Below are 3211 nucleotides of genomic sequence, written 5' to 3' on the forward strand. Positions count from 1 at the left end.
ACTTCCTCGGTGCTCCCATGACTCTCATCCTTCCGTGGAATGAAAGCCTCCAACAGACCCGTCACGGGACAGACACCCCGGGCAAGAACGCGTCCTCGTCGAACAGGCAGCTCACCGCCCGGCGGTAGGCCAGCGAGTTCTCCACCACCGGCCCGCCCTTCAGCCACCGCTCCCCGCTCACCGGAGCCTGCTGGCCCACGGCCGTGCGCAGCACCGTGGACTTGCCCGCCCCATTGGCCCCGCGCAGCACCACCGCCTCCCCCGGCCCCACCTCGAAGCTGACCCCGGCGGTCACCGGCACCCCGGCATAACCACACACCAACTCACGAACAGACAGGACAGCGGCGCAACTCACGGACAAGAGCCTTTCTACGGCAACACAGCCACCCCATTCTTCCCCGGTACCACCGCCCGCAGATCCCCCGCCGGCCGGACATCCGCCACCGCCACGACCGAACACCAATCTTCATCAGCACCCGGCTTCGCACGTTGGTCTACTCCCGCCTCAGCTCAACCCCCCTCCCCGAGGGCGCCGTCCGCGGTGGACGGGTCGTCATCCTTGTCGGCGCGGTTCCAGTGTCGGCGGATCGCCACGGCCAGAAACGCTGCCCCCACGAGGACCAGCAGTCGTGGCAGCACCTCACCCAGCCCGGGGGCCCCGCGCGCAACGATGACCACCAGCTCGACGCCGACCAGCAGCCCCGTCACCACACAGGTGAGCAGTCCCACCCAGCCGCTGTCCTCGTGTTCAAGCTTGATCCAGGCGATGTTGATCAGCACGAAGGCGAGGTCAAGCCCGACCACGGGCAGGTTCGGCGAGCCGGCCGATCCGGCCAGCTCGGCCAGGGTCCCGGCGACGGCCAGACCCGCGAACACGGCCCCCAACGCAGGGGCCCATTCCCGGCCCAGCGCCAAGGGCACGAGGACGATCGAGTACAGCACCAGCAACAACCCGATACCGATCCCGGCACCGACCACAGCCCCACTCGAGGGCGAGGCGAAGTAGATGGTGAATCCCCGGGCGATCCACACCGCGCAGGAGATCACGCCCAACCCCACGAGCATTCGACGCTGATGAAGTGGTGCTGCGGCTTTGTCCTGGCGGTCCATCATCCGACGCTATGGCATCCACCGGCCCAACAGATGGCGCCGACAGGGAGTGTTCCGGCCCCGACCAAGAAAGCGCCCGGGCCACCAACCCCTACTGCCTCATCATTCCCGCGGGCAATGTCCGGTAGCACCGCAGCCACCCTGGTGCTCACCGAAGACTGGGACGTGATGGTCGCCGCCCAGCTGCTGGGTCACACTTCGGTGACCACCACCTCCAAGTACCTCGACGAACAGCCCGGAGAGCTGAGGTGGCGGTCAATGCCCCCCTGACTCCGGTGGATCCGTAGGAGTCCGCTGCACGATTGCCGTGGGGCGTGCGCTGCCTCCGAGAGCGCCATGGGCGTTAGCACATGAGATCAATCCTCGAATAGCCATTCGAGTGTGATGTTGCTTACTATGTCTCCACCATTCGCGGAGCTGCTCGTGGGAGCAACTCCGGCTCCCTGGGGCGATCGTTGATCTGAGGGAGTCTGATGTCTATCACCTTTGAGCCCGTGCCCCTGACGGATCGACGCCTCTTCGAGGCCCGGCTCAGTGAAGCCACCCTCGCCCTGCACCACGAGGGCCACGATCCGGAGAGGATCTGCCAGGAAGCGACACGGATCGGTCAGCGCTACCCCTGGGTGGACGCCCGCACGGTGGCCAACGCCCTAGTGGACGCCCTGGGCCCGGGATGGGGCGCCATCTACCTGCACTGGCTGTGGAGCCAGGACGACGACTCCTGACCCATTGCACCTCGGGTAACAGCATCCCTGTGCGGAACGTGCAAGCACGGCCAGCACGCCCAGCAGGACAGGACCTGCCCCCGCACGAGCCAACCCCAACCGCAATGTCGTTCTCGTGGAGCGGCTGATAACCGGGCCATATGTAAAGACGGAGAAGGTTGAGTTGCTCATGCCCCCGTTGCCTGCAGGTCAACTTGCAGTTGCTCGGTCGCTGCATGAACGAGTCAGGCGACAGGTACAGAAGGACCTCGACGTCGGTTCCCGGACCTTGACGTGGGCCGCGATGTCTCTCGAGCACGCTCATCGGTTCCATGTCTGGCTGCCGGGAACCCCGGGGAATCCCATGCGGGGCGCAGAACGACTCAGCGCCGACGCCCTCGGTCCTGCGAGCCGGGTCCATGTCCGTATCGAGGGCAGGAAAAAGCCTCCCATCCGGTGCGAGATTTACCCGTCGGTTAGAGAAACATGAGACGCAGCGAGGATCGTTCCTTCTCAACCTGGGGCCCTCCCCTAGCGTGAGAAAAGGTCCAGGACCGGGCCTGAGGTTGCCAGCATGCGATGAAGGATGCTCACCTATGGACCACAAACTCTCCGTGCTCGTCCAAATCGATCTTCACGGCGCCTACGTACGCCTGATCGTCACCGGCCGCCTGACCGAGGCCAACCAACACGCCCTCCACCCTCTGGTAGCCCGGGCCCGGACCCTGATCCCCCCGGTGACGGTCTCCATCGACCTCACCGGAGCAGAGCACGTGGAGACCGGCGCGGTGGACCTGTTGCGCTGGGCACTCGAGCACCTCGACACCGCAGACGGCACCGGCCCGGTGGAGGTACTCACCGCGACCGATCCTCCCGCCCATCACTCCCCCCACCGCCCCGTGACCGCCCTGGCAAGCCGCCGAGGCAAAGCCGGATCCCCGAGGCCGCTACCGAAGTCGGCATGAACGCCGGCAGATCCCGGCAATCGGCTCATCCATGAGCTCGCCGCCCTGACCGACAACCCGTGAGAACGGCACCGGTCAAGAGACGGGCCCCTCGTCAGTGTCTTTGCCGAGCCAAGGTCGCGTGGAATCCTCGGGGCGAATTTCCGTGGTTATCGTCCCGGCGAAGGCCCACGCATGGCGACCTGTGATGCCGGCCACCACCTAACCACCCACAGCGGAAATCCCCACCACCGATGACACCCACCTCGCCGCCGCGGTTTCTTGCGACCCGGGCCCACCCGGGTCGGTGTCAACGAATCCCAGCTCCACCGCTCACCGGTAGCCGGGCCATATGTAAAGAGAAAGCGACTGTGGCTATCTCTGTCGACGGCACGTGAAAACTGACCCTGTGGCGGCAGACGAAGTTTGACCCCCTGCCGGACCCTGTCCTCA

5 protein-coding genes are annotated in these 3211 nt (G+C 65.8%); 3 read left to right on the plus strand and 2 right to left on the minus strand.

The features are described from left to right. Positions 1-61 precede the first annotated feature (61 nt). Both RF640_RS18730 and RF640_RS18735 read right to left on the minus strand, forming a co-directional pair. Positions 62-301 (minus strand): ATP-binding cassette domain-containing protein, encoded by a 240-nt coding sequence (locus RF640_RS18730; RefSeq protein WP_368828648.1) that lies wholly within the window; start codon positions 299-301, stop codon positions 62-64. Between the two features lie 209 nt (positions 302-510). Then, entirely contained in the window at positions 511-1110 is a 600-nt protein-coding gene (locus RF640_RS18735; protein ID WP_126346279.1) for a hypothetical protein, read from the minus strand. A 117-nt stretch (positions 1111-1227) separates the two neighbouring features. Here RF640_RS18735 and RF640_RS18740 point away from each other — a divergent pair, with 117 nt between their 5' ends. The 3 genes from RF640_RS18740 (at position 1228) to RF640_RS18750 (ending at position 2779) form a co-directional block, all read left to right on the plus strand. Continuing rightward, positions 1228-1380 (plus strand): hypothetical protein, encoded by a 153-nt coding sequence (locus RF640_RS18740; protein WP_368828649.1) that lies wholly within the window; start codon positions 1228-1230, stop codon positions 1378-1380. 203 nt (positions 1381-1583) lie between these two features. Next, complete coding sequence (locus RF640_RS18745) at positions 1584-1835, plus strand: hypothetical protein (RefSeq protein ID WP_229586971.1); 252 nt, start codon at positions 1584-1586, stop codon at positions 1833-1835. Between the two features lie 575 nt (positions 1836-2410). Then, positions 2411-2779, plus strand: a complete 369-nt coding sequence (locus tag RF640_RS18750; protein ID WP_368828650.1) for a hypothetical protein — start codon at positions 2411-2413, stop codon at positions 2777-2779. Positions 2780-3211 lie beyond the last annotated feature (432 nt).

The organism is Kocuria sp. CPCC 205231 (assembly GCF_040980965.1).
In the GTDB taxonomy this organism is placed as follows: domain Bacteria; phylum Actinomycetota; class Actinomycetes; order Actinomycetales; family Micrococcaceae; genus Kocuria; species Kocuria rosea.